Here is a 543-nt window from a genome sequence, read left to right on the forward strand (position 1 = left end):
TTGCCGGTACTTCTTCTTCGTCATCCACCACACCTTACCAAATGGCAAGGTGTTGCACTTCAGATTTGAGGACGCCAAGCTTATTGTCGACATCGATATTGGTGGTACCGCATTTCGGGGGCTGCCGGTCCGGTCCGGCCGAAGCGGCGTGTCACTTGCGCCAGCTGGCGAACGAGATCGAACTGATTTCGCAGCCTGCCGCGATGGTCACCGTTTGGCCGGCACGGAAGACGGAGTTGTAATCGCCTATCTCGCCGATCTGTAGCACTTCCAGCACGCTCTGCAACCCACAGGGGCCCGCCCTGTAGGCTGTGGCCCCGCTCTGAAGGGAACACATATGACGTTGGTGCGTTGCACTCGCTGGCGGTGCCCCTGTCGGTGACCAGCCAGTTGGGTTGGCGGCAAGTTGCTACGCCTCAGCGCGCTCTTCTGAAAGCCCCTGCAAAAAAGCCCCGGAATCGCGAGCCTCCGGGGCTTTTTCTTTTGCACGCGTGAACCGGTGCGGTTACATCGCGGCGTCCTTCAGTTTCTTCATCGCACGAA

The 543-nt window shown here is 59.3% G+C and carries 1 protein-coding gene; it reads left to right on the plus strand.

What is annotated here, in order from left to right; genetic code table 11:
* Positions 1-265 (plus strand): hypothetical protein (locus tag J8I34_RS34340; protein WP_245176364.1); only part of this gene is annotated, 265 nt, incomplete at its 5' end.
* Positions 266-543: the final 278 nt, after the last annotated feature.

The organism is Cupriavidus phytohabitans, from assembly GCF_017815025.1.
GTDB lineage: Bacteria > Pseudomonadota > Gammaproteobacteria > Burkholderiales > Burkholderiaceae > Cupriavidus.